This window comes from Lysinibacillus sp. IITD104 (assembly GCF_036698265.2).
In the GTDB taxonomy this organism is placed as follows: domain Bacteria; phylum Bacillota; class Bacilli; order Bacillales_A; family Planococcaceae; genus Lysinibacillus; species Lysinibacillus boronitolerans.
In genome coordinates this window covers 3,820,753-3,844,988 of record NZ_JBAHYH020000001.1, presented here as the reverse complement: position 1 = coordinate 3,844,988, position 24,236 = coordinate 3,820,753, and the positions used below count along the sequence as shown (strand labels likewise).

Below are 24,236 nucleotides of genomic sequence, written 5' to 3'. Positions count from 1 at the left end.
AGGCAAGTAGATTCTTATAAATTATTTATTTTTCAATTTATGAATAATAAAACCGATTACTGCGCCCACAATAGCTGGTAAAAGCCACCCTAAATTTTGTTCATACATTGGCAATGCTTTCAGGATAGTTTCATAAGGCGTAATTTCAACTTTCATTTGTTTTAAGCCATCATATAGACTGACAAGGAAAGTTGGAACGAGCGCTAAAATATAAACAATTTGTCCACCTTTAAAGAAGTGATCTGCTAGTGACAAGACCATTAACACCATAGCTAAAGGATAAATGATTAATAGCACAGGTAGTGATGCACTAATTATTGTTGAAAGTCCCACATTTGTAATAGCTGCACTAAAAATAGTGAAGACCACTAAAAACGTTTTGTATGAAATTTGAGGGAAGAGTTTATGGAAAAATTGTGCATTAGCAGTTAATAAACCAACAGCCGTTGATATACATGCTAGTAAAATAGTCGCAGACAAAATAATACTTCCAAGGCTACCAAAGAGTACCTCAGCTGATTTTGCAATAATATTTCCGCCATTATCAGAGATACCAATTGCAGTGATACTTGTGTTACCAATATGCCCTAGAGAGATATAAACAAAGGATAAACCAATAGCGGCAACGACACCCGCAAAAATCGTAGTTTTTACTTGTTTTCTTGTATCCTTCATCCCCATATCACGCAGGGCCTGTAAAATGACGATACCAAAAACAAGAGCACTTAGAACATCCATCGTTAAGTAACCTTGTACAAAGCCTTCAGCTAAAGGTGACACTTTATAGTTGCCAACAGCTTCTCCTGGTTCTCCCATTGGAGAAATAAAACTTTTAACAGCAAGCAATAAAATAACGAAAAGCAGGGCAGGTGTTAAAATTTTACCTACTCGATCGACGAGCTTCGAAGGATTAATAGATAAATATAAAATTAAAGTAAAAAACAAAATAGATGTGATGAAAAGTGGCGCCCAATGATCCCTCATAGCTTCTGAGAGAAACGGAGCAATGCCTATTTCATAGGACACAGATCCTGTTCGTGGTACAGCAAAGAATGGTCCAATTGCTAAGTAGACAATGGAGGTGAAAATCACCCCAAAAGCAGGGCTAACACGGTTAGCAAGCAGTTGTAAGTCGCCTCCTGCTTTGGCAACAGCAACAATCGCTAATAATGGTAGACCAACACCTGTTATAAGGAAACCAATCATAGCTACAGTGATGTTTTCACCTGCTTGTTGGCCTAATAATGGTGGGAAAATAATATTACCAGCACCCAAGAACAAGGCAAATAGTAGTAATCCTACTGCTAAATTTCCTTTGATGAAATGCAAGATGTTTTTCATAAGTATAATAACTCCTTTAAGATTGAAAAGCTAAAACTTTCTAAAAATTTTAAATACAGAAGTGTATGTTATCATAGGAACACTAATCTTGCAACGAAAATAGTATTTCAATATAGTCGGATTTCGTCGTATTCTATAAGTTTCCTATAATGTTTGAAAAATAGTCAGTTTTTCCGATTTTTCATGCCATAGTTATCTAGTATGATAGACACACAAGGGAATATTCTAGCACGAACGGAGGCACTTTGGTATGCAAAAGACAAAAAAATGGAGAATTCTTGTTCTAAGTACTTTAGCAACTTCATTTTTAGCATTACAAACAGCGGAAGCAGCAACATATACTGTACAAAAAGGAGATACTTTAACGAAAATCGCCCAAAATCATCAAGTCACGATTGGGGATATTATGAAGTGGAATAATCTATCGAAAGATACGATTTATGTAGCTCAAAAGCTTGAGATACAAAAGCAATCAAAGAATGAGGGAGTAAAGCCCTCCACTCCATCAACATCTGTAAAGCCAACAACTAGCTCACATACAGTAGCGAAAGGTGACACATTATCAAAAATCGCAAAGCTGTATAATGTGACAATTAAGGATATTATGGATTGGAATAAGCTTGAAAAGGACACAATTTTTATTGGACAAGTCTTGAAGGTTTCTCCAGGCGCAGTGATACCCGATGGTGATACTATACATAATAATGTGACTTCAGGTACGGGCACCCCATCAAAAGTAACCTCAAAAGATCCTACAGCTAATGGACAAGCGATTTATAACAAAACAGTTGAAGTTGCCAATACTTTAGTTGGAACACCCTATCTATACGGTGGAAATACACCTGTAGGCCTAGATTGTAGTGGTTTTATTTTTTATGCCTTTAATCAGGGTGGTTTAAAAATAGGAAGAGCAAGCAGTGAAGGTTATTTTTATGGAAATACAACGCATGTAGAAAATCCGGTACCTGGTGATTTAGTATTCTTCGAGAATACGTATAAAGAAGGTATTTCTCATATGGGAATTTATCTCGGTGATAATAAATTCATTCATGCAGGTACAGATGGTGTAGAAATTTCAGATGTTACGTACTCTTATTGGTCTTCTAAATTAGTAGCCTACAAACGATTTGACAATGTGAAATAAAAAGTAGCGATTTTTGCCTAGGCAAAAATCGCTTTTAATTTTAGCAAAACCCCCTTCTGTTAAAAGAGAAGGGGGGGTTTAGGCTATTGTGTTACACGAGCTGTCCAACGAGAGAGGTCAGCGTCTTTTGCATCAACAAGCTCTGCTGGGAATATGAATGTCCAAGGCTTTGTAGAGTTTGGTTGGACAGTTAAAATTGGATTCATTTTAAATGAACCTTTTGCAATTTGTTTTCCTGTTGCATCAATAATTTCTAACGGTAATTGCTCTAAATTGATTGCTTTCTTATGTCCATTGCGGATAAAAATGGTTGCATTTAAATTACCATTGTCAGCTAGTTTTGCTTGTAAACCAGTGAAGTTTACCTCTGTTTCGCCTAACTCTGGTAGAGTTTTGACGATTTTCGCAAGCTCTTCTTTTTGTGCCTCTGGTAATTGTTCTTCCCATGATGGATCTAATTCTAATTGATGACCACGAAGGGAAACGAGGTTAAAGGCAATTTTCCAACCATCTTCTGGCACTTCATCGGCTTTAATCGTAGCATTTTCAAACTCAAACACCCATGGACGGGCACTTTCTGCTGGAATTGTACCTAGTGCTTTAAAATCGAATTTTTTAGATGCTACAAGCTCATCGTTTTTATCCAAGATGAAAAGTTCAATTTCTCCTAGTTCAATTGCTTGGGATAAGGATGAACGGAAAAATGCACGAACAAGCCATTTACGAGTGAGTATGTCTTCTTCAATACTAATAGAAGATAGTGATAATTGATTTGGTTTCAATGGTTCTAGCTCATTCGCTAGAAAGTTAAAAATGTATTTTTGTTCTTGTGGCACATCCCACTCAGGATGGAAAGATAATTTTGTTTCTACATCACGATTATCACCAGTGTTTTTTGCAGTATTTCCCAATAAATCTTTTGAATCAATTGTGTTTTCCTGAACAACTTTATCTGATTTTTTAAAGAATGAGAATAAGCCCATTATTGTGCCTCCTGTTGTGCCTCAACTGTTTTCATGAAGCCTGTAATTTCAATGATTATTGAACGACGTAATTCTTGGAAGTTTTTACCGAATAATTCAAGTCCTTCGCGTTGGTAAATACGCATTGGATCTTCTTGCTGATAGTGACGTAAACCGATTCCTTCTTTTAAATGACTCATTGCCTCTAAATGCTTTACCCAACCGCTATCAATATGGCTAAGCATGATTTGTGGAAGTACTTCCATTACTCTTTCGTTTTCAGCAAATTTCTCCATATGACTTAACAGTTCTTGTTCAGAAGGCTGAACATCCATTAAAATTTGCTTTACTTTTCCAACTTCGCGATCGATTGTCACTGGTGTGATGAACAGGGAGTTAAGTGCGTACTCCATTTGATCATAATCCCAATCAATAGAAGATACATCTTCTGGTGCGGCGTCATGAACAGCGAATTCAACGGTTTCACGAAGCATTTTTTTTAGCTCACCCATCAAGTCTTCACCAGCTAAAATTTTGTCGCGTAAGCCATAAAGAACCGTGCGCTGGTCATTAATGACATCGTCTAGCTTTAGGTTGTATTCACGCATGCCGTACTGTGAACCTTCAACAATACGCTGTGTACGGTCTATAAGCTCTTGTACCTCTTTATTTTGAATAATACCCTTATCATCTACAATCATTTTTGCAGAGAATTTTTCTACTTCTTCTTTTGCGTAGCGGCGGAACATATCATCTTCAATAGAGAGAATGAAGCGGCTTTCACCTATATCACCTTGACGACCTGAACGTCCACGTAACTGATTGTCTACACGGCGGCTTTCATGTTTTTCAGTCCCAATTACATATAAACCACCAAGTTCATGGACATCATCACCTAGCATGATATCTGTACCACGACCAGCCATGTTTGTCGCTACAGTAATACGACCCTTTTGACCTGCCTGTGAAATAAGTTCAACTTCTTGTTCAACTGTTTTTGCATTAAGTAATTGGAATGTTAATTTTTCCTTTTTTAGATACTCAGCTACAGTTTCAGACTGTAGTATCGATGTTGTTCCAATAAGAATTGGCTGGCCTTTTTCGTGGCGCTTTTTCACCTCGGCTGCAACATACTTATATTTTGCTTCTTGTGTGCTAAAAATAATATCAGGCTGATCAACACGTTGACGTGGACGGTTTGTTGGAATTTGGATAACCTCCATGCCGTACACTTCACGAATTTCCTTTTCCTGCGTTTTCGCTGTACCTGTCATCCCAGAAAGCTTAGGATACATACGGAAATAGTTTTGAATAGTAATTTGCGCTTGAGATTTATTTTCATCCGTAATGGCTACGCCTTCTTTAGCTTCAATTGCTTGATGTAAGCCATCAGAAAGTGAACGACCTTCTAAAATACGACCAGTAAACATGTCAACAAGCTCAATTTTGTCTTCTTTCACAATGTAATCAACATCGCGTTTAAACATAACATGTGCACGCACAGCTTGGATTACATAATGGAAAAGTGTTTGATGTTCTAAGTCATAAAGATTGTCTACATTGAAGGCTGCCTCAACCTTTTCTATACCTTTATCTGTAAGAGAAGTCGCCTTTGTTTCTTCATCGAAATCATAATCTTCGTCTGCTTTAAAGCGTTTCGCTAACATAGCAGCAATACGATGCAATTCATCGTTAGAAGGCATTTTACCTGCGATAATTAACGGTGTTTTTGCTTCATCGATTAATACACTATCCACTTCATCGATAATAGCGAAGTGATAAGGACGCTGTACTTTATCTGCTAAGCTATAAGCCATATTGTCACGTAAATAGTCGAAGCCAAACTCAGTACCCACACCGTATGTAATATCTGCATTGTAGGCTTCTTTCTTTTCACTTGGTTCCATCATCGGTACATTTAAACCGACAGTTAAGCCAAGGAAACGATGGATTTGACCGACTAGCTCATAGTCACGTTTCGCTAGGTAATCATTAACAGTAATGACATGAACACCTTTACCTTCTAATGCACGCACATAAGAGGGAAGAGAAGCAACAAGTGTCTTACCTTCACCAGTAGGCATTTCAGCAATATTACCTTCAGTTAATACTAGACCACCGATAAGCTGCACATCAAAATGACGCATTCCTAATACACGCTTTGAGGCTTCGCGTACTACAGCAAATGCGTCTGGGATGATTGATGTAATAGGCTCACCTTGTTCTAATTGATCTTTGAAAATAAAAGTCATTTCTCGTAATTCAGCATCTGACTTGTTAACATATTTTTCTTCAAGATTGTTAATTTGATCTACTATTTTGTAGTAGCGTTTTAATTGACGAGCACTAGTTTGCTCTTTGTTACTTTTGAAAATTGAGAACATGAAATATACGCTCCTTTAAAGTTGTCTACATGCTAGACACTCCATTATTCTATCAAATTTTGCGTATGATGACTACAATTGACTGTATAGGAATCTATTAATGCTAAAATGTACAAAATATTTGTGAAATCGTGGAAAATGTTTAGAAAAAGTATATTTCAATGCTTGTTCATGCTATAATCAATTTGGATTTCAATGTAGATTATTTATTTGAGGAGGAGAGACATGCTTTACGTGTCTTTAATAGCAGCATTCGTTGCATCCATTTTGTTAACTCCATTAGTGAAACGTTTAGCGTTTAGAATAGGTGCAGTTGATGCACCAAACTATCGAAAAGTACATGCTCGAATTATGCCAAGACTTGGCGGTTTAGCCATTTTCCTTGCCTTTATTATTGGCGTGACGATTTTATACTCATTTTTAGTCCATACGAAACATGGTAGTAACGAGGCTTTATTAGCTATCATTATTGGTGCTTGTATAATCGTGATCACGGGTGTTATTGATGATATGCGTGAGATTTCCGCTAAAGCAAAAATGCTAGGTCAGCTAGTTGCAGCACTGATCGTTGTTTTTGTAGGCGGTATTGAAATTGAAATGGTTAATCTACCGTTCTTAGGTACATTAGACTTTGGTTTACTGAGTATTCCATTAACGATTATTTGGATCATCGGTATTACAAATGCCATTAATTTAATTGATGGCTTAGATGGTTTAGCTGCAGGTGTTTCTACAATTGCACTGATTACATTAGCCGTCATGGCATTTATTATGAGCAATATGTTTGTTTTAGCGTTAGCAGCCATTTTAGCTGTAGCTTCACTTGGTTTCTTATTTTATAATTTCCACCCAGCTAAAATCTTTATGGGTGATACAGGAGCATTGTTCCTTGGATTTATGATTTCTGTGTTAGCGTTACTTGGTTTTAAAAATATTACATTCGTAGCTTTAATCATCCCAATTATTATCCTTGGTGTTCCGATTTCAGATACATTCTTTGCGATTGTTCGTCGTGTTCGTATGAAAAAGAAGTGGTCTGACCCAGATAAATCACATTTACACCATCGATTACTCGATATGGGCTTTACTCATCGACAAACAGTCCTAATCATTTACGGAATTGCAGTGATGTTTGGATTAGCAGCTATCATTTTCTCTATGGCAAAGGTGTGGGGAGCTATATTACTTGTAGCGGTCATCCTAACAGCTATTGAAATCTTTGTAGAGGTTATCGGGTTGGCTGGTAAAAACTACAAACCATTATTAAATTTTGTACGGATATTTAGTAAATAAAATATAAGAGGCTGGGACATAACTAGCTTCAATTAGTGAGAAATCCGAATTTGAATGATTTTTTATTGTTAAATTTGTGAGTCGTTAGACAATGAGAAGCTCTTTCTAAACCGTTTTTTATGTATAAGGAATGGAAGAGAAGGGAAACTTAAATAAGCAGTTTATCGATTACAAGGAGGGGTAAATAGAAAGGGGGGTCAATCAATGAAAAAGTCACGTAAAAAGACCATAGACAAGTTATTTGTCTATGGTCTGAAAGGTCTTATTCAATAGCTGAATTGTCATCGCTGCTAGCCGCGCTGTCTGTTCCTGTATTGCCACTAGTCAGGCTCGATGATTGTTCATTTTGGCCAAGATGGTTTTTGAAAATCTCTTTTGTTTCTTCAACAGAATCTTGATTTAACTGGTAATAATAAATACCAGTAGATGTATCATCCGTGCCATCTAATGTTAAGGAATCGATACGTGGTGCGCCTTTAGATAAATAAGATAAGAAGGACTTCATTTCAGTGAATGTCATATCTGTTTTCATATTATCACCAAGAGCTTTAATGACATCATCATATTTCGTAACGGACTTAACAGAAGCGACTTTTTTAATAATCGCAGATAGAATTTCCTGTTGACGTTTACCACGCTCAATATCATTATCTTGTTTACGTGTTCTTGCGAGTGCAAGTGCCTGACTACCATTTAAATGCTGTAAGCCTGGCTGTAAGTTAATTGTAAACTTATCAAACTCATCTAATTCATGTAAAGCATAAGGTACTTCAGCTTCAATACCACCTAAAGCATCGACTACATCAATAAAGGCATTGAAATTCATACGTACATAGTAATTGATTGGAATATCAAATAGTTCCTCTACTGTTTCAATAGTAGTAAGTGTTCCACCCATAGCATGTGCATGAGTAATTTTATCTTTATAACCTACTTTAGGAATATAAACGTATGAATCACGAGGAATGCTTAGCATTTTAATTGTATGAGTTTTATTATTTAATGTAGCTAAAACGAGTGCATCAGAACGTGAATGGTCTGATCCCTGTCCTCGATTATCACTATCATCAACTCCGACAAATAAAATAGATACATTATCGTGTACTGGCTCTACACTTTCTTCGCGTTTTGCAGAAACCTGACGCCCTTCTAATTCCTCATATGCTGAGTCTGCAGCATGCTCTACCTGTTTTGTAAGGTAAACAGCATAAGCCGTTACACAGATCACCAAGCTTGCTACTAGGAGTAGTGTAACTTTTATAATTAAGGAAGCTTTAGAAGACCTCTTTTTATTTGGACCAACAGATCTTTTTTTCATAATAGATATATTCTCCTCTAATTATTGGGAATAATAATGCGATGAAGCTAAATTTTATTCAATTTTAACTAAGTAATTGTGTGGACAATAAAATAGCCTAACAAAAAAATTATACTATGCATATTTAGTTTCGACAATTAAAACTATTTAATTGACAATAAATTCTACAAATTGAGCATCTTCGAAAGTGATAGAAGCCTGTCCATTAGTCAGTTCAGTTATCCAACTTCTGAACTGTTCCTCTTCCTCTTTTAGCACAGAAACAATGATTTCAACACCCTCCAAATAACGTATTTCCTCTAGAGTATATGATGAACTTCTTATTTCATTTTCAACTTTTCCTAGCCATGTATAATCAATAGCCACTTTCATGAAATGATGCAATTTACGTTCAACTACCTGTGCAGCAATCAATCCCTCTGTAGTTGCTTTTCCGTATGCACGAATAAGACCACCACCGCCGAGCTTAATACCTCCAAAATAGCGAGTCACAACAACGACCGTATCTTTTAATCCTTGTTTTTTTAAGACCTCTAACATAGGGACGCCTGCAGTACCGCTAGGTTCCCCATCATCATTTGCCTTTTGAATATGATCATGCTCTCCAATAATATAAGCGGAGCAGTTATGAGTTGCATTATGATGTAATTTTTTTATACCATCTATAAAAGAAATTGCATCCTCTTCCGTTTCTGCACGTTCTATATAAGTGAGAAAGCGAGATTTGGAAATGACAATTTCGCTTTCACCATATCCTTTTACTGTTAAATAGTTTTCTCTCATTTGTATCAATCTCCTTTTAACTAGAGTTCTATTCTATAATTTTCATGAAGAAAAAGCATTAAATTTTAGCATGGTAATGCTATAATAGGTGTAGACTATGGAATATGTGATTTTAGTCTATTAAATTAGTAAGTAATCATAAGACATTAGACTGGGGAGTATACTATGTTTTCAAATGATACCTTCGATTTAAAGTCGCTTGATGACATTTTCAATCGAATGTTAGATACAATCATGAGCTCAAAGGATGATATCTTTATTATAAGTGAACAAAGCCGCAGAAGCTTTGAAGATATGCAAAAAGAGCTAGAAATTGTTCGAAAACAAATATCAATCGTAATTGATGATGGCGATGCATTGGAAAAAAGTACGCAGCTTGCTAAACAACGACTTGTATTAGTAAGTAAAGCTTTTGATAATTATACCGAAGAACAAGTTAGAGAAGCATATGAAACTGCACATGATTTTCAAGTAAAGCTCTCCGTTATTAGAACACAAGAAAAACAGCTACGGGATAAAAGAGATGATCTAGAGAGAAGATTAAGAGGATTACTCGATACGATTGAACGTGCTGATCATATTGTCAATCAGGTAAATGTCGTTTTGAATTACTTAACTTCAGATTTAAGAAATGTTGGTTTAGCCCTTGAACAAGCAAAAATGAAGCAGGATTTTGGGATACGTATTATTGCAGCTCAAGAAGAAGAGCGTAAGCGTTTATCGCGAGAGATCCATGATGGACCTGCCCAAATGCTTGCAAATGTACTCATGCGCACTGATTTAATAGATAGAACGTATCGTGAAAAAGGTATTGAAAAGGCTTTGGCTGAAATTGCCGATTTAAAGAAAACGGTACGTAATGCTTTATCTGAAGTGCGACGTATTATTTATGATCTACGACCAATGGCACTTGATGATTTGGGAATTATTCCGACATTAAAGAAGTATTTATCGACAGTAACTGAATATAATCCAGGTGTTGAAATTCATTTCCAATCGAGAAGTACAGAAAAACGTATACCATCAAATTATGAAGTATCCATTTTCCGTTTAGTGCAAGAATGTGTAACAAATGCCATGAAGCATGGAAAGTGTAAAGACATTTGGGTGAAGCTTGAATGGTTAAAAGATGCCGTTAACATTGTTGTAAAAGATGATGGAATAGGCTTTGACCCACAAGTAGTGAAAGACCATTCCTTTGGGATTTTAGGAATGAAAGAACGGATTGAAATATTAAATGGTACCATTACCATTAATAGTGAGATCAATCGAGGTACGACGGTGTTATTTAAAATACCGTTAGAAGCTGAATGATGTAACTGTTGCAGAAATTTAGGGGGTAAAGGACAAATGACAAAGATTATTATTGTAGACGATCACCAGCTATTCCGTGAAGGAGTAAAACGCATTTTAGATTTTGAAGATACGTTTGATGTAGTAGCAGAAGGTGACGATGGTACAGATGTGGTTACGTTATATGCTGAAAACGAACCAGACGTAGTGCTTATGGATATTAACATGCCAGGCAAAAATGGAGTAGAAGCAACGGCAGAGTTAATTACTGAATTTCCAGATGCAAAAGTGATTATGCTATCTATACATGATGATGAAACATATGTTACACATGCATTAAAATCAGGTGCTCTTGGCTATATGTTAAAAGAGATGGATGCAGATGAAATCGTTGAGGCGATTAAAGTTGTTGCCAACGGTGGCTCTTATTTACATCCAAAAGTAACGAAAAATCTAGTAGCAGAATTTAAAAGACTTTCAGAACATGAAAATAAAGGGAATTTCCATCAAACGGAAATTCGTCGTCCATTCCATTTGCTAACTAAGCGTGAATGTGAAGTGCTGCAATTATTAACGGATGGCCAATCAAACCGTACAATCGGTGAGACACTGTTTATCTCTGAAAAAACAGTTAAAAACCACGTATCAAGTATTCTACAAAAAATGAATGTTAATGACCGTACACAAGCAGTTGTAACAGCTATCAAAAATGGCTGGGTTGAAGTACGCTAATTGCTAAAACTGTTTTTAAAAGCTACTTTTTATTGAAGTAGTTTTTAAAACAGTTTTTTATTATTTTTTGGTAATAATTTGCATTGAGCCTACACAATGATGAATAGGTCATTCACAATTTTGTAACATTACTATTCATTTGTATGAACATGATAACTAGCAGATCATGCAACATTTTACAGCCTAATGCGTCATAAGGAAGATGTAGCACCTAAATGTTGAAAATGCACAACAAAATTCCTACGAAAGCATTTATATGCTACAATATGCGCGGGAGGTTTTTTGATGTTAAAGAAAAGTTTTCTAGCAGTTCTAATCTTATTAGTGTTAACTGCCTGTGGTAATAAAGATGAGAAGATGAGTGATGAAGAACGAGATAAAGTAATAGAGGATGGTACAGTTGGCTTTGAAATGATGGGTGGAAACGTAGAAAAGGCTGATAATGTACCAGCGGAAGATGAAAAGGCTATTTTAGCATCTTTTGATGAGTATATTGCTGCATTAAATGCTGAAGAAATTGATCGTTATATGAATACTATCTCGAAAAATCCAAAGGGTTTTAAATACGATGAAGAAAAAACATATGCAACAGAAGTATTTGAACAATTTGATATTAAGCGTGAAGTAGAGAATGTAACAATTGCAAAGTATGAATCAAAAGAGGCACAAGTATTTGCCAACATGAAAATGCACTCACTTCAGCTTGAGACAAATGTCGAACATGAAAGTGCAGGACGTCAGGTAACAGTCTTTGTGAAAGAGGACAATGATTGGAAAGTGACAAGTGTCTTTTATATTGGTGATGACTCACAGTCAAGTACAGGAAATTAACAGGAGCTATCTTCATTCAACATAAGAATTGAGTGAAGATATGCCTATTATACATAGACAATGAATGTGAAATGGAAGCTAGCTTACTAGCACAACTCTAGAAGGGCGAGAACGTGAATTCGGCGTTCGTCATTCATTTCACATTCATTTCTTTTTGTTTTTCGTAGTTTGTGTGAAAGCAAAGTGATGGCAACAACAATTGCACCAATAAGAAATAGATTGTAAACTAAGAATCATAGGAGAGTGGACATGGATGAGGACGGCAATCGTAACAGATAGTACTGCATATATTACAGCTGAGGAACGTGCACGCTTAAACATTCACATGATACCTTTAAGTGTCAATATCTCAGGTCAATTATTTGCAGAAGAGGTAGATATTACAGCATCTGAATTTTATGATAAGGTGCGTGGTGCCAAAGAATTCCCCAAAACAACACAGCCTCCAATCGGAGAATTTGTCGCTCTTTTTGATGAGCTAGCAAAGGATTACGATGAGGTAATTTCTATCCATTTATCGAGCGGTATTAGTGGAACATACCAAGGTGCAGTACAGGCTGGTGAAATGGTGGAAGGCATTAATGTTTATACCTTCGACAGTGAAATATCCTGTGCTGTTCAAGGCTTTTACGTTTTAAAAGCGGCTGAAATGGCGAAAGAGGGCTATTCAGCGAAAGACATACTTGCAGCATTAGCGGACATGCAACAGTATATCAGAGCTTACTTCATCGTAGACGACTTAGCACATTTACAGCGTGGTGGGCGTTTATCTTCTGCCGCAGCATTAATTGGTGGTTTATTGCAAGTAAAGCCTGTTTTACATTTCGTGGACAAGGTAATTGTACCTTTCGAAAAAATCCGAACACGTAAAAAGGCATTAAAGCGTGCTGAAGAATTGCTAGCAGAGGATGCCAAAAAGTATGAAGCGATGGACGCTGTTGTCATTCACGGCAATTGCCCTGCTGAAGCGCAAGAATGGCTAGAGCAATTAGCCGCAACGTACCCGAACGTGAACTTTAAATTGAGCTATTTTGGCCCTGTTATCGGTACTCATTTAGGTGAAGGGTCGATGGGCTTAGGATGGACAAAAAAATAACGAATTGTCAGAAGTCTCTACAGCCAAAGTAGAGACTTTTTTCTATGAAGGGAGAGAATGTAATGAGGTATAGGGGTTGGTTGTTACCACCAGCATTACGTGATTTTCATGAAGGGCGTATTTGGTTAAAAGATCATTCTCCATTTTCATCCGTAGATCTTGAGAAAGCGATACAGCGAAAATACGTCAGTATAATAGAAGGAATTCAAATGAAGCCAGCTATAAAATGCAATCGTTGTCACAATACAGTCCCACATTTATTCACACAATTCGATTGCTCAAAATGTCAGCAACAATGTGTCTACTGCCGACACTGTATAAAGATGGGGAGAGTCAGTAGCTGTACACAATTGATGATTTGGACAGGCCCCAAGGCGATAAAATTTAACAAGCATTCATTAAAATGGGCAGGACAATACACCGAACTCCAGCAACAGGCAGCAAATGAAACCTTAACAAGTGTGAAAGCAAAACGCTCGCATTTAATTCATGCAGTTTGCGGTGCAGGCAAAACAGAGCTACTTTTCCCATCTGTGTATGATGCATTAAAGCGAGGGCTACGAGTTTGTATTGCTACACCACGGACAGATGTAGTGTTAGAACTGTATCCACGCTTTCAACAGGCTTTTCCTGAAACAACCATTCATGCTTTATACGGTGGAGCACCTTACCAAAATGGCTATGCACAGCTTGTTATAGCAACAACCCATCAGCTCTATCGATTTGAGAAGGCATTTGATGTCATTATTGTAGATGAGGCAGATGCTTTTCCTTATACATTTGATGAAACCCTTCAAAGAGCAGTAGAAAAGGCTAAAAAGGAAAAGGCTCCTCTGGTATTTGTGACAGCAACCCCATCAGCAGCATTACGCCATACTTTCCAGCAAGAAAGCTACTCTTTTATTCCAAAACGCTATCATAATCATCCATTACCAGTCCCACAAGTGCGTTCTTTATGGGGCTATGAAAAATGCTTCAAGCGAGGTAAAATCCCTAAAAGGTTAAAAAAGTGGGTGGAGGAGCGCTTACATCAAAAGGACCCCTTTTTACTATTTTTCCCGACAATTGATTTAATGAAACGTGCAACACCTCTTGTTCAAGAGTTAAATGAAGACATATTAGCTGTACATGCAGCTGACCCTGAGCGGAAGGAGAAGGTGTTAAAGCTACGAAATAAAGAAGTTCCGGGCTTATTAACCACTACGATATTAGAAAGAGGCATTACAATCAGCAAAGTACAGGTGGCTGTTATTGGGGCAGAATCATTGATATTTACCGCCAATGCCCTCATTCAGATTGCAGGCCGAGTTGGACGAGATGTTCAATTTCCAGATGGGGAGGTCTTATTCTTTCATCACGGCATCACGGCAGAGATGGATGAGGCATGCGCAAAAATTCAATTTTATAATAAGAAGGGATTTTCTGAATGAATAAAATAGAATCTCATTGTTTAATGTGCACCCAGCCGTTAAAAATAACTATTTCCTGGAAAATGATTCTAACCAAGCAATTCTCGCAGACTATATGTGAAAGATGTGCTGCTCGTTTTGTGCCTTCTCAATCTGCTACATCCCTTTATCAATATAATGAGGCGATGAAGGATTACTTACACCAGTTAAAGTTTCTTCAAGATGTGGCTCTTGCAAAGGTATTTCGGCAGGAGCTTCATAATCGTCTCACCAAAGAAAAAGCGATAATTCTACCCATTCCAATGCACCCTCTCAAACAACAGGAGCGTACATTCTCGCATACTGATGAACTATTAAAGGCAGCGCATATTCCTTTTATACAATTATTAGAAAAGACAACGACAGAAACCCAAAGCTCCAAAAATAGAGAGCAACGTATACAAGCAGCTCCACTTTTTCGCTTAAAGGAGGGTGCACAAGTCGAACATAAAAATTATCTTCTTTTTGACGATATAAAAACTACGGGGACAACTTTACAGCATGCTGAACATGTTTTAATGCAATCGGGTGCTAAAAATGTCCAATACTTCACATTAATTGAAGGATGAAAATACCAATACATTATGTATAATAGTTAATGAGACAGCATTCGTAGATAAGTTTTCTAGAAAGAGGAGGAAGGCCAATGGCAGAGGTTCGTAATTGTCCGAAATGTAATGAATTTTTTAATTATACGGGAGTCCGAGAAGTGTGTCATAAGTGTGCACAATCAGAGGAGGAGCTTTATCAAATCGTTTATCGTTTCTTACGTAAACGTGAAAACCGTGCGGCAACAGTAGAACGAATTGTGGAAGCAACGGGGGCAGATAAAGACTTACTGTTTAAATGGGTTCGTAAAGGCCGTTTACAGCCAGCTATGTTTCCAAACCTAGGCTATCCATGTGATAACTGTGGTCATCTAACGACTACAGGAAAGCTCTGCTCGAAATGTCAAGATGAATTAAAAGCAGACTTACGGACATTTGAAGCTGCCAAAGAGTTTCGCCAAAGTGTTGAAGAACGTGACCGTGTAACCTATCACTCAGAACGTAAACGTTAATTACGCTAAGTGTGTTAATTTTAAACAAAATTAGCACACTTTTTTCTATGTGAAAACTTAACATTATGTGAGACAATCCGAAATAATAGTAAGATAGGATTTAGAGATGGGGGGTATTGAAATGAAAATTACATCTTATGGAGTTAATGCAGTAAACGCCTATAAAAACCAAGTACGCAATGCAAAATCAAATACAAACAAGGCATCTTTCGCCGATAAAATTGAAATTTCAAAGGCTGCGCAGGAAATGCAAGGGGTTTCAACATACAGTACAGAGCGAGCAAACCATGTTCAACAATTGAAAAAGGATATCGCTTCTGGTGAATACAAAGTAGACGCTCGTAAAGTGGCAGAGGATATGCTGAAATATTATCGTTTCTAGGGAATAGCAGAAAGGGTGTATAACGATATGTCTGTAGAAGCAATTAGTTCTACACTAACAATGCTAGAGAGAATGCATAAAAGCTTACTCGAACTAGCCTTTAAAAAAACAGAAATTATTAAAAGTGGCGATATCGAAGCTTTAGACCAATTGCTCAAGGACGAGCAGGCACATGTAGCGGCCATCGATAAGCTCGAGCAACAGCGTCAGAAACAGGTAACGGACTACCTTGAAGCAAAGGGACTTGCTTCATCTGACAAAACAACTGTCGCGGATGTCATCGAGGCTGCTGAACAACAAGCAGACAAAGCAACACTTTCAGCAGTTCGCGAACGTTTAATGCAAATTATCAATGACCTACGAAAACAAAATGATCTAAATCAAAAACTCGTTTTCCAATCATTACAAATCGTCAACCTAACATTAGATGCAGTAAGACCCCGTACAGAGCAAATGAACTATTCCAGCAACGAAGTACGTGGAACTAATACCATAGCTAAAAAATCATATTTCGATTCACAAGCATAACAAGGGAGGAAGAAAAATGCGCTCAACATTTATGGGCTTAGAAGCTAGTAAACGTGGCCTCTTCACACAGCAAACTGCTTTATACACAACTGGTCATAATATTTCCAACGCCAACACACTAGGCTACTCTCGTCAACGAGTAAATATGCAGGCAACACCAGGTTTCCCAACGGCTGGATTAAATCAGCCCACTTATCCTGGACATCTTGGAACAGGTGTAGAAGCAGGCTCAATTCAACGTATACGCGATGAATTTATTGATCGTCAATATCGTCAAGAAACGAATAAATTTGGCTATTGGGAAGCCCGTTCCAATGCGATTTCACAAATGGAAGATATTATGGATGAGCCATCCCAATTTGGCTTAAATGCAGCATTAGAGCAATTTTGGAAGGGGCTAGAGGATGTTAGTACTAATCCAGAAAATGCTTCTTCCAGAAAAGTAGCGATTGAACGAGCAAAACATCTTGCACAATCATTTAATTATATGGACACGCAGATAAAAACAATACAAGGTAATTTAGGAAACGAAATTAATGTATCTACAGATCGTATTAATTCTATATTAAAGAGAATTGCATCGATTAATAAGCAAATACAAGAGGTTGAGCCAAATGGGCATGTTCCTAATGATTTGTATGATGCGCGTGATGTGTTAATTGATGAACTAAATAGCTATATACCAGTAACGATTGAACGTGTTCCTTCAGGTGGGATTGCTAGTGAGGTGGCTGAGGGTAGTCTAACAATAAAGTTTAAGCCGTATCCATCAGGTACGCCAATAGAATTAGTTAATGGTAGAGAATATGCAGCATTAACTACTACGGGAACAGATACAACAGGTACTGTAGCAAGTATTGATGGCAATGATTTAACAAAGGTTTTTCAGGAAATAAAAATTTCCAAGCTAGGTGAACCACCAACAAAGCCTGCTGCTGATGCTGTAGGATTGGAATCAATTAAATATAATGAACTTGAGCCTGGAAAAGGTAAACTACTATCACTTATTAATTCGTACGGATATGCTGAATATGACGCGGGAGGTGCTTTTTCAGGTATAAAAGGTTACTATCCAGAAGCATTAGCAAATTTGGATAAACTAGCTTCTACCTTTGCTAATACATTTAACGCAGTACATAAGGCAGGCTATGATTTGACAGGTGTACAAAATGGATTAAACTTCTTTGAAACGATGGATGGCTCTACAACAATTAATGCTAGCAATATTAAAATCAATGAAGAATTTACGAAAGATTCTTCGAAACTAGCTGCTTCTTCTGCTCCTAATGAAGTAGGTAATGGTAAATGGGCAATTGAGCTAGCCAATTTACAATCAAAAGCAATTGGTGCTGGAGGATTTACAATTACAGTTGGTGCAAATACTGTTGTAGTTCCACCTTCAACAGAGCATCTTGATAGCGCAACTTTCAACTCTTTCTATCAAGGAATGATTGGAAAATTGGGTACAGACGGTGAAGAAGCCTATCAATTAAATAAAACCTCTGAAAACCTTTTATTATCAATAACTTATAACCGCGCATCTGTCAGCTCGGTGTCCTTAGATGAAGAAATGACGAATATGATTACGTTCCAACAGGCGTACAATGCAAATGCGCGTATGATTACAGTTGTCGATGAAACTTTAGATAAAATTATCAATGGTATGGGCCGTGTTGGACTATAAAATTACTAGAAAGGGGTTTTTCCTAACATGCGTGTGACACAAACGATGCTATCAAATAACATGCTGCTTAACCTAAACAGAAGCTATGGCAGAATGTCTAAACTACAAGACCAAATTAATTCAGGTACAAAAATTACTAGACCCTCTGATGATCCTGTTATTGCTGTAAAGGGAATGGGCTATCGTCGGGATTTGGGACGAGTTGAACAATATACACGAAATATGAATGAGGTCAATAACTGGATAGATACAACCGATGAGTCACTGAACCAAGTAGGTGAACAAATGAAGCGTGTTCGTGAACTTGTGATTCAAGCAGCCAATGATACAAATACACCTGATGAGCGTGCAAAAATTAAGACAGAAATTGATCAAATTCGCCAACAGATTCAGGATGTGTCGAATACAAAAATTGGTGACCGTTATATTTTCAGTGGTACGAATACGGATAAACCTTTATTTGTAGATGCGACTCCCCCAAATGCTGATGGTTCAAAAATAATTAATGCGGATTATCAACTTTACGATGGAACAAATATTATTTCTACTGCTGCTGATAAATTAACAGCACCGAATGCTGATGTACAAATTGAGGTCTATGATGGGATTCAATTGCAGGTGAATGCACCTGGTGCTGATTTATTTGGCAATATTGATTCATTAATGGGGAAAATATCAAACTTATTGGATCCTGAAAGAGTACCTGGACCAGCGACTAGCGAAGAAATTAGTAAAGCATTAGGTGGTTTTACTTCCAATAGTAAATCGGATGATATAACAAATATACACAATAAAATCCTGGAGACGCAGGCCGATATGGGGGCACGCCAAAATCGTGTTGAATTAATGGAAAACCGCTTGTCGCTTCGGGAAATTAGCGTAACTAAACAATTATCAAACAATGAAGATGTTGATTATTCAAAAGCGATAACGGAAATGGTCACTTCAGAGTCTATTCATCAGGCCGCATTATCTGTAGGCGCAAGAATTATTCAGCAAACTCTAGTAGATTTTATTAGATAATACTCACTAGTCATAATCTGAAAATCAAGAGATTATAGGGAAAAACAAAGTGATATAGGTATAGCGAACAAATTTTATAAATGAAGAAGGAAAGCGTTTGGACAATTCGTTCAGACGCTTTTATTGAAAGGAGAGGTAAAATGAGACTCCCTCAAATTCAAATTCGTACAACAGATGCCAAATTAGACCTTCATATAGGAAAACCACAACAACACATTGAACAACCAGAGGCTACTCTGCATATTGAACAACCAGCCGCTATCTTGGAGATTCATACAACAAGAGGAGTTTTAAAAATAGATTCCTCACAAGCGAGGAGAGATTTAGGGTTAATTGGACCAATTGAAGCGACTAAAAATGCTGCTAAAGAAGGTCAACAGACTGCTCTAAGTGGTATTGAGAGACGAGTAAATGAAGGGCGACAAATAATGATGTCAGCTGGGAAAGGTCAAGGACGAGCTATTATGCAAAATATTGCTAAACAAAATCATGGGCCCCATCGTGTACCGTTCAATATCAAATTCGTACCATCCATAGGCTCTGTAAAAATCGACTATACTCCTGGTACAACAGATGTCAATATTGAGCGGAGAGAGCCAATAATTGACGCAAAGGTGAACAAACCAATCTACGAATACACACCAGGGAAAGTAACTGGTACAATGGTACAAAGACCAAATGTTGACATTGATGTAATTGGTTAAAGGAGAGAGTAATCTAAATGGAGATTGAAACAAAATTTTTAGGAACAGTTGAAATTAATGAACAAGACATCTTAACATTTGAAACAGGACTGCCAGGCTTCCAAAATGCTCGTAAATTCGTCTTGTTACCTCTCGATGCGGATTTACCATTAGTAGTCTTGCAATCTGTTGAACAACAAGAACTTGGCTTTGTGCTCGCTTATCCATTTGCCTTTAAAAAGGACTATGAATTCGAAATTGATGAGGAAGTTAAAGAGGATTTGCAAATCGAAAAAGAAGATGATATTGTACCATACACAATTTTGACATTAAAAGAAACGTTCCAAGAATCTACAATGAATTTACTAGCTCCAGTTGTCATAAATACAGTAAAAAAACTTGGAAAACAAATTGTGTTACAAGATAGTGCAAGCTATCCATTACGCTATCCAATCGGTGCTGCGGAAGGAAGTGCCAAGTAATGCTTGTATTATCTAGAAAAAAAGGCGAATCCATCATGGTTGGCGACCAAATTGAAGTCAAGATACTTGCGGTCGAGGGTGATCAAATAAAGCTTGGCATCGTGGCACCAAGATCCGTCAAAGTTCATCGTTCGGAAGTATTCAAGGCAATACAGGAGCAAAATAGAGAAGCGCTTGCTACCCCAAAAGATTTATTAGAAAAACTAAAACGGAAATAACGGTTAGAAGGTGTCTAGATAGTTTATAGACATCTTTTTAATTGGTTTTAGAACATGAAAAGAAAGTGTATAGTTATAAAAAGAAGGTTAGACTGAAAAATACTCATGTAAAGGGGGAGATCAATATGAGTAAGTTAAATGCTATGCAGATACTCAGTTTTCGAGGATTGTCAGATATTTCGCTTAAAAATTTTTCTAAAATCAATTTATTTGTAGGGGAAAATAACACGGGGAAAACATCTTTGCTTGAAGCCATTTATTTACTTGCTAATTACTCAACAAAACAAGGTTTTTTACGATTAGCAAAAATGCGCGAGCAATATATTATGGAGCGTGCAACTTCTACAGAAGAATTAATTAGTTGGCTATTTAACAAAACAACAGAGCCAATTAACATAAGCTACAGTTTAGATGGTGCTAATAAAAGTATTCAATGTTCCTTAGAGGAAAAAGAGTATATTGTATTGAGTGGAAGTTCCGATGAGTATGATATAAAAGAACGAGTAGTGAAGGATCAGTTTATTAAAATAGAAGAGACTGGCAACAAGCAGGAGAAAGTGAATATTCAACATGAGTTTATTAATTCAACTGATAAAACAACAGAAGTTTTAGAAAAACAAAAAAATTTATTTGATTGTCATTTTATCTCAGCTATTCATCATCGTGTTGAACCGTTGTCCCCATATATAATTGATGATCTTGTGAAAGGCGGAGAACGTCCCGCGTTAATTGAGGCTCTACGTCAGTTTGATAACAATATTAAAGGTATTGAGTTGCTAATGCAAAATGGCTCACAGAAGTCTCCGAAGCCAATCCCTTATATTCAACACGACGATCTTGGTTTAGTGCCAATTTCAATATTTGGCGATGGTGTGAGAAAGGCACTTATTATTGCTTCACAGATCATTCGCTTCAAAGGTGGCGTTCTGCTAATTGATGAAATCGAAACAGGCATTCACACAAAAATGATTCCAGTGTTTTTTACTTGGTTAGCTCAAATATGTTACAAGCATGATGTGCAATTATTTGCTACAACCCATAGTTTAGAGGCATTAGACGGAATGTTAAAGGCGACTGAAGGAGATTCCAATCAATTATCTGTGTATCGTTTAGGCGAAGCTAATAATAAAAAGCAAGTAAAATATTTCTCAGGTGAAAAGTTAAAAGTATTAAGATACGAGCTTGGACAGGATGTGCGTTAACATGAAAAAATATTACTATTTTATTGTTGAGGGTGTCCATGATTCAGCAGCTTTAGGGCGTTACCTACTAGAAAGAAATATTCCACTCATTCGGAATATAGAACAAGTAGATTCATATTGGCAGAGGCTTATTCCTAGAAGTTTTCCGTTTAACGGTGATTTATTGATGCGCATGCCTGTGCCAATGTTTTATGAAAATGATGATTATGCTATTGCTATCCAAACAGCTGGGGGTGATTCAGGCATTACAAAAGCTTTTGATAGCCTTTTAAACCTTGAGTACGAACAATTAGCAGGTATCGCTATTTTTTGTGATGCTGATACAAAAACAGCAAAGGATTGCTTCGATCACTTGAAGCAACGCCTAATAACTGAGGTCGATGAAGAATATCATTTTATTTTTAAGACTGCTAAATTTGGAGAAGTGACGACTGAAAATCCTGCTTTCGGTGTCTATATATTCCCTAATAATGAACATGAGGGTACATTGGAAAATTTATTATTAGAGGGTGGAAGCATTGTTTATCCAGATCTAATGGAAAATGCCCAAGCATATGTAGACAGTATTTCATCAACTTATCGCAAACGATGGAAAATATCAAGTGAACCAAAAGTATTATTTGGTGTTATGGCAAATGCACTAAAGCCTGGAAAAGCAAATCAAGTATCAATTCAAGACAACGAATGGATTAGTGCTAAAACAACTGAATCCCACAGCCAATCACAACTTAGAAACTTTCTAACAAGTTTATTAGACGAATAGTGCATAGAACTACTCGATAGTTTTATACCATTTTCACAGTTTGGACAAATAATAATCAGCTTAAAAGTAGAGAATAACGTCAAAAACCTTACCACCCCAGTGTTTGTTACAATTTGAAAACACTTAAAATAGTAAAAAATAAAAATAAAAAAGTTTATAAAAACTATTAAACATTTAAAACGCCTTACGATATATAAGGTGTAAGGCAGAAGTAGTATATAACTACTGATACCAAACTCTCCCACAAGGACGTGGGTGATACAAAAAACAATTCAAGGAGGAATTCCAAATGAGAATTCAACACAACATTTCTGCATTAAATGCACACCGTAACTTAGGTGCAAACAACACTCAAGCTTCAAAAAACCTTGAGAAATTATCTTCTGGTTTCAAAATCAACCGTGCTGGTGACGATGCTGCTGGTTTAGCAATCTCTGAAAAAATGCGCGGACAAATCCGTGGTCTTGACATGGCTACGAAAAACTCTCAAGATGCAATTTCTTTAATCCAAACTGCTGAGGGTGCATTAAACGAAACACACTCAATTCTACAACGTATGCGTGAATTAGCAGTTCAATCTTCAAGTGATACAAACGTTAACCTTGACCGTGATGCAATCCAACAAGAAATTGAGCAATTAACAAAAGAAATTGATCGTATTTCAAATACAACTGAGTTTAATACTCAAAAATTACTTGATGGTTCATTCTCAGGTAAATTCCAAATTGGTGCGAATGAAAACCAAGATATGGCTATGAACATTGGTAATATGAATGCAGCAGCTTTAGGCTTAACTAATACTACAGTAGTTTCTAAAGATATTAGTGCTACAGGTTTGAACGATGGTACTTATACAGTAAAAGGTACAGATTTAGTGGATGCAAATGGTCAAGTCGTAGGTAAAGTTAGTACTAATAAAGTTACTTTAGGACATACGACTACAACAGAAATTGCATTTACTGATATCAATAAGAGTGCTACAGCAGTGAAAGACTTAGCAGCTGGTGATACAATTATTGTAAAAGACGGCAAAGCTGAGTTACGTAAAGCAGCATCAGATGATGTGAAAAAATTAGCTGCTGGTACTTATGAAGTAAGTGGTACAAATGTTCTTAAAGATGGTGTGAAAGTCGGCGAATTTGATACAACTGGTAAAAAAGTAAAAATTGATGTAATTGATAAAGACGGTAATAAAGAAACATTAGAATTAGTAGCTAATGATTTAGGTTTAGGAGAGGCATTAGCTGATAAATCTAAATTTATTGTTGGTGGTGTAGATGTATCAACTCGTGACCAGGCAAAGGGAACTATTACTGCTGTTGATGCAGCAATTAAACAAGTTTCTGAACAACGATCTTCATTAGGTGCGGTTCAAAACCGTTTAGAACACACAATTAATAACTTAGGTGCTGCTTCTGAAAACTTAACAGCTGCTGAATCTCGTATCCGTGATACAGATATGGCAAAAGAAATGATGGAGTTCACTAAGAACAATATCTTAATGCAAGCAGCTCAATCTATGTTAGCGCAAGCAAACCAACAACCACAAGGCGTATTACAATTATTAGGTTAATTCCTAACCAAGG

Annotated in this window: 24 protein-coding genes; 19 read left to right on the top strand and 5 right to left on the bottom strand. The window is 36.8% G+C overall.

Translation table 11 applies throughout. The features are described from left to right. Positions 1-21 precede the first annotated feature (21 nt). On the bottom strand, positions 22-1,341 hold the full coding sequence (gene brnQ / locus V1L66_RS19465) for a branched-chain amino acid transport system II carrier protein (protein WP_036074910.1): 1,320 nt from the start codon (positions 1,339-1,341) through the stop codon (positions 22-24). Positions 1,342-1,591: 250 nt separating this feature from the next. Between brnQ and V1L66_RS19460 the strand changes: the two genes are divergently transcribed. After that, on the top strand, positions 1,592-2,485 hold the full coding sequence (locus V1L66_RS19460; RefSeq protein WP_016993741.1) for a LysM peptidoglycan-binding domain-containing protein: 894 nt from the start codon (positions 1,592-1,594) through the stop codon (positions 2,483-2,485). Between the two features lie 83 nt (positions 2,486-2,568). Here the strand turns inward: V1L66_RS19460 and V1L66_RS19455 are convergent, their stop codons facing one another. Beyond that, positions 2,569-3,468, bottom strand: a complete 900-nt coding sequence (locus V1L66_RS19455) for an accessory Sec system S-layer assembly protein (RefSeq protein ID WP_036076816.1) — start codon at positions 3,466-3,468, stop codon at positions 2,569-2,571. Then, complete coding sequence (secA2, locus tag V1L66_RS19450) at positions 3,468-5,831, bottom strand: accessory Sec system translocase SecA2 (RefSeq protein WP_016994942.1); 2,364 nt, start codon at positions 5,829-5,831, stop codon at positions 3,468-3,470. The genes V1L66_RS19455 and secA2 overlap by 1 nt, the downstream gene beginning before the upstream one ends. A 225-nt stretch (positions 5,832-6,056) precedes the next feature. Between secA2 and V1L66_RS19445 the strand changes: the two genes are divergently transcribed. Beyond that, positions 6,057-7,124 carry a glycosyltransferase family 4 protein gene (locus V1L66_RS19445; protein ID WP_016994943.1) on the top strand — a complete coding sequence of 356 codons (1,068 nt, stop codon included), beginning with the start codon at positions 6,057-6,059 and terminating at the stop codon, positions 7,122-7,124. A gap of 262 nt (positions 7,125-7,386) precedes the next feature. On the opposite strand, the gene V1L66_RS19440 is transcribed toward V1L66_RS19445, so the two are convergent. Next, on the bottom strand, positions 7,387-8,442 hold the full coding sequence (locus V1L66_RS19440; RefSeq protein ID WP_258860709.1) for an LCP family protein: 1,056 nt from the start codon (positions 8,440-8,442) through the stop codon (positions 7,387-7,389). 147 nt (positions 8,443-8,589) lie between these two features. Beyond that, entirely contained in the window at positions 8,590-9,225 is a 636-nt protein-coding gene (locus V1L66_RS19435; RefSeq protein ID WP_036076811.1) for a YigZ family protein, read from the bottom strand. Positions 9,226-9,390: 165 nt separating this feature from the next. Between V1L66_RS19435 and V1L66_RS19430 the strand changes: the two genes are divergently transcribed. The 17 genes from V1L66_RS19430 to V1L66_RS19350 all read left to right on the top strand — a co-directional run bounded on the left by V1L66_RS19430 (position 9,391) and on the right by V1L66_RS19350 (position 24,223). Then, a complete protein-coding gene (locus V1L66_RS19430) occupies positions 9,391-10,539 on the top strand; it encodes a sensor histidine kinase (protein WP_016994946.1) in 1,149 nt (382 codons plus the stop codon). Between the two features lie 36 nt (positions 10,540-10,575). Then, complete coding sequence (locus V1L66_RS19425) at positions 10,576-11,250, top strand: response regulator transcription factor (protein WP_004227590.1); 675 nt, start codon at positions 10,576-10,578, stop codon at positions 11,248-11,250. Positions 11,251-11,535: 285 nt separating this feature from the next. Then, positions 11,536-12,081: a DUF3225 domain-containing protein gene (locus tag V1L66_RS19420; protein ID WP_258860708.1), complete on the top strand. Its 546-nt coding sequence runs from the start codon at positions 11,536-11,538 to the stop codon at positions 12,079-12,081. 253 nt (positions 12,082-12,334) lie between these two features. Next, entirely contained in the window at positions 12,335-13,177 is an 843-nt protein-coding gene (locus V1L66_RS19415; RefSeq protein ID WP_333006458.1) for a DegV family protein, read from the top strand. A 44-nt stretch (positions 13,178-13,221) separates the two neighbouring features. Beyond that, on the top strand, positions 13,222-14,607 hold the full coding sequence (locus tag V1L66_RS19410) for a DEAD/DEAH box helicase (protein ID WP_333006457.1): 1,386 nt from the start codon (positions 13,222-13,224) through the stop codon (positions 14,605-14,607). After that, positions 14,604-15,194 carry a ComF family protein gene (locus V1L66_RS19405; protein ID WP_258860705.1) on the top strand — a complete coding sequence of 197 codons (591 nt, stop codon included), beginning with the start codon at positions 14,604-14,606 and terminating at the stop codon, positions 15,192-15,194. The genes V1L66_RS19410 and V1L66_RS19405 overlap by 4 nt, the downstream gene beginning before the upstream one ends. A 77-nt stretch (positions 15,195-15,271) precedes the next feature. Continuing rightward, a complete protein-coding gene (locus tag V1L66_RS19400; protein ID WP_016994951.1) occupies positions 15,272-15,685 on the top strand; it encodes a TIGR03826 family flagellar region protein in 414 nt (137 codons plus the stop codon). 121 nt (positions 15,686-15,806) lie between these two features. Next, the gene (gene flgM / locus V1L66_RS19395; RefSeq protein WP_016994952.1) at positions 15,807-16,067 is read left to right on the top strand and encodes a flagellar biosynthesis anti-sigma factor FlgM; all 261 of its coding nucleotides are present in this window, start codon (positions 15,807-15,809) and stop codon (positions 16,065-16,067) included. A 27-nt stretch (positions 16,068-16,094) separates the two neighbouring features. Further along, a complete protein-coding gene (locus V1L66_RS19390) occupies positions 16,095-16,595 on the top strand; it encodes a flagellar protein FlgN (protein WP_016994953.1) in 501 nt (166 codons plus the stop codon). A gap of 16 nt (positions 16,596-16,611) precedes the next feature. Further along, a complete protein-coding gene (flgK, locus tag V1L66_RS19385; protein ID WP_333006456.1) occupies positions 16,612-18,279 on the top strand; it encodes a flagellar hook-associated protein FlgK in 1,668 nt (555 codons plus the stop codon). Between the two features lie 27 nt (positions 18,280-18,306). Further along, the gene (flgL, locus tag V1L66_RS19380; protein WP_333006455.1) at positions 18,307-19,302 is read left to right on the top strand and encodes a flagellar hook-associated protein FlgL; all 996 of its coding nucleotides are present in this window, start codon (positions 18,307-18,309) and stop codon (positions 19,300-19,302) included. A 140-nt stretch (positions 19,303-19,442) separates the two neighbouring features. Next, positions 19,443-20,006: a DUF6470 family protein gene (locus tag V1L66_RS19375; protein ID WP_004227569.1), complete on the top strand. Its 564-nt coding sequence runs from the start codon at positions 19,443-19,445 to the stop codon at positions 20,004-20,006. Positions 20,007-20,023: 17 nt separating this feature from the next. Continuing rightward, the gene (fliW, locus tag V1L66_RS19370; RefSeq protein ID WP_259951066.1) at positions 20,024-20,467 is read left to right on the top strand and encodes a flagellar assembly protein FliW; all 444 of its coding nucleotides are present in this window, start codon (positions 20,024-20,026) and stop codon (positions 20,465-20,467) included. Beyond that, entirely contained in the window at positions 20,467-20,685 is a 219-nt protein-coding gene (gene csrA / locus V1L66_RS19365) for a carbon storage regulator CsrA (RefSeq protein ID WP_333006453.1), read from the top strand. Before fliW ends, csrA begins: the two co-directional genes overlap by 1 nt. Before the next feature lie 125 nt (positions 20,686-20,810). Then, on the top strand, positions 20,811-21,887 hold the full coding sequence (locus V1L66_RS19360; protein WP_258860700.1) for an ATP/GTP-binding protein: 1,077 nt from the start codon (positions 20,811-20,813) through the stop codon (positions 21,885-21,887). A gap of 1 nt (position 21,888) precedes the next feature. After that, positions 21,889-22,650 carry a DUF3226 domain-containing protein gene (locus V1L66_RS19355; protein ID WP_333006452.1) on the top strand — a complete coding sequence of 254 codons (762 nt, stop codon included), beginning with the start codon at positions 21,889-21,891 and terminating at the stop codon, positions 22,648-22,650. Between the two features lie 289 nt (positions 22,651-22,939). After that, the gene (locus V1L66_RS19350; protein WP_333006451.1) at positions 22,940-24,223 is read left to right on the top strand and encodes a flagellin; all 1,284 of its coding nucleotides are present in this window, start codon (positions 22,940-22,942) and stop codon (positions 24,221-24,223) included. Positions 24,224-24,236 lie beyond the last annotated feature (13 nt).

Bases quoted from the DNA above. Each gene is read 5' to 3' on its own strand.
- V1L66_RS19390 (WP_016994953.1), top strand. From the start codon at position 16,095: ATGTCTGTAGAAGCAATTAGTTCTACACTAACAATGCTAGAGAGAATG.
- V1L66_RS19420 (WP_258860708.1), top strand. From the start codon at position 11,536: ATGTTAAAGAAAAGTTTTCTAGCAGTTCTAATCTTATTAGTGTTAACT.
- fliW (WP_259951066.1), top strand. From the start codon at position 20,024: ATGGAGATTGAAACAAAATTTTTAGGAACAGTTGAAATTAATGAACAA.
- V1L66_RS19460 (WP_016993741.1), top strand. From the start codon at position 1,592: ATGCAAAAGACAAAAAAATGGAGAATTCTTGTTCTAAGTACTTTAGCA.
- flgM (WP_016994952.1), top strand. From the start codon at position 15,807: ATGAAAATTACATCTTATGGAGTTAATGCAGTAAACGCCTATAAAAAC.
- V1L66_RS19400 (WP_016994951.1), top strand. From the start codon at position 15,272: ATGGCAGAGGTTCGTAATTGTCCGAAATGTAATGAATTTTTTAATTAT.
- V1L66_RS19410 (WP_333006457.1), top strand. From the start codon at position 13,222: ATGAAGGGAGAGAATGTAATGAGGTATAGGGGTTGGTTGTTACCACCA.
- V1L66_RS19455 (WP_036076816.1), bottom strand. From the start codon at position 3,468: ATGGGCTTATTCTCATTCTTTAAAAAATCAGATAAAGTTGTTCAGGAA.
- brnQ (WP_036074910.1), bottom strand. From the start codon at position 1,341: ATGAAAAACATCTTGCATTTCATCAAAGGAAATTTAGCAGTAGGATTA.
- flgL (WP_333006455.1), top strand. From the start codon at position 18,307: ATGCGTGTGACACAAACGATGCTATCAAATAACATGCTGCTTAACCTA.
- V1L66_RS19440 (WP_258860709.1), bottom strand. From the start codon at position 8,442: ATGAAAAAAAGATCTGTTGGTCCAAATAAAAAGAGGTCTTCTAAAGCT.
- V1L66_RS19360 (WP_258860700.1), top strand. From the start codon at position 20,811: ATGAGTAAGTTAAATGCTATGCAGATACTCAGTTTTCGAGGATTGTCA.
- V1L66_RS19425 (WP_004227590.1), top strand. From the start codon at position 10,576: ATGACAAAGATTATTATTGTAGACGATCACCAGCTATTCCGTGAAGGA.
- V1L66_RS19375 (WP_004227569.1), top strand. From the start codon at position 19,443: ATGAGACTCCCTCAAATTCAAATTCGTACAACAGATGCCAAATTAGAC.
- V1L66_RS19445 (WP_016994943.1), top strand. From the start codon at position 6,057: ATGCTTTACGTGTCTTTAATAGCAGCATTCGTTGCATCCATTTTGTTA.
- V1L66_RS19435 (WP_036076811.1), bottom strand. From the start codon at position 9,225: ATGAGAGAAAACTATTTAACAGTAAAAGGATATGGTGAAAGCGAAATT.
- V1L66_RS19405 (WP_258860705.1), top strand. From the start codon at position 14,604: ATGAATAAAATAGAATCTCATTGTTTAATGTGCACCCAGCCGTTAAAA.
- csrA (WP_333006453.1), top strand. From the start codon at position 20,467: ATGCTTGTATTATCTAGAAAAAAAGGCGAATCCATCATGGTTGGCGAC.
- secA2 (WP_016994942.1), bottom strand. From the start codon at position 5,831: ATGTTCTCAATTTTCAAAAGTAACAAAGAGCAAACTAGTGCTCGTCAA.
- V1L66_RS19355 (WP_333006452.1), top strand. From the start codon at position 21,889: ATGAAAAAATATTACTATTTTATTGTTGAGGGTGTCCATGATTCAGCA.
- V1L66_RS19415 (WP_333006458.1), top strand. From the start codon at position 12,335: ATGAGGACGGCAATCGTAACAGATAGTACTGCATATATTACAGCTGAG.
- V1L66_RS19430 (WP_016994946.1), top strand. From the start codon at position 9,391: ATGTTTTCAAATGATACCTTCGATTTAAAGTCGCTTGATGACATTTTC.
- flgK (WP_333006456.1), top strand. From the start codon at position 16,612: ATGCGCTCAACATTTATGGGCTTAGAAGCTAGTAAACGTGGCCTCTTC.
- V1L66_RS19350 (WP_333006451.1), top strand. From the start codon at position 22,940: ATGAGAATTCAACACAACATTTCTGCATTAAATGCACACCGTAACTTA.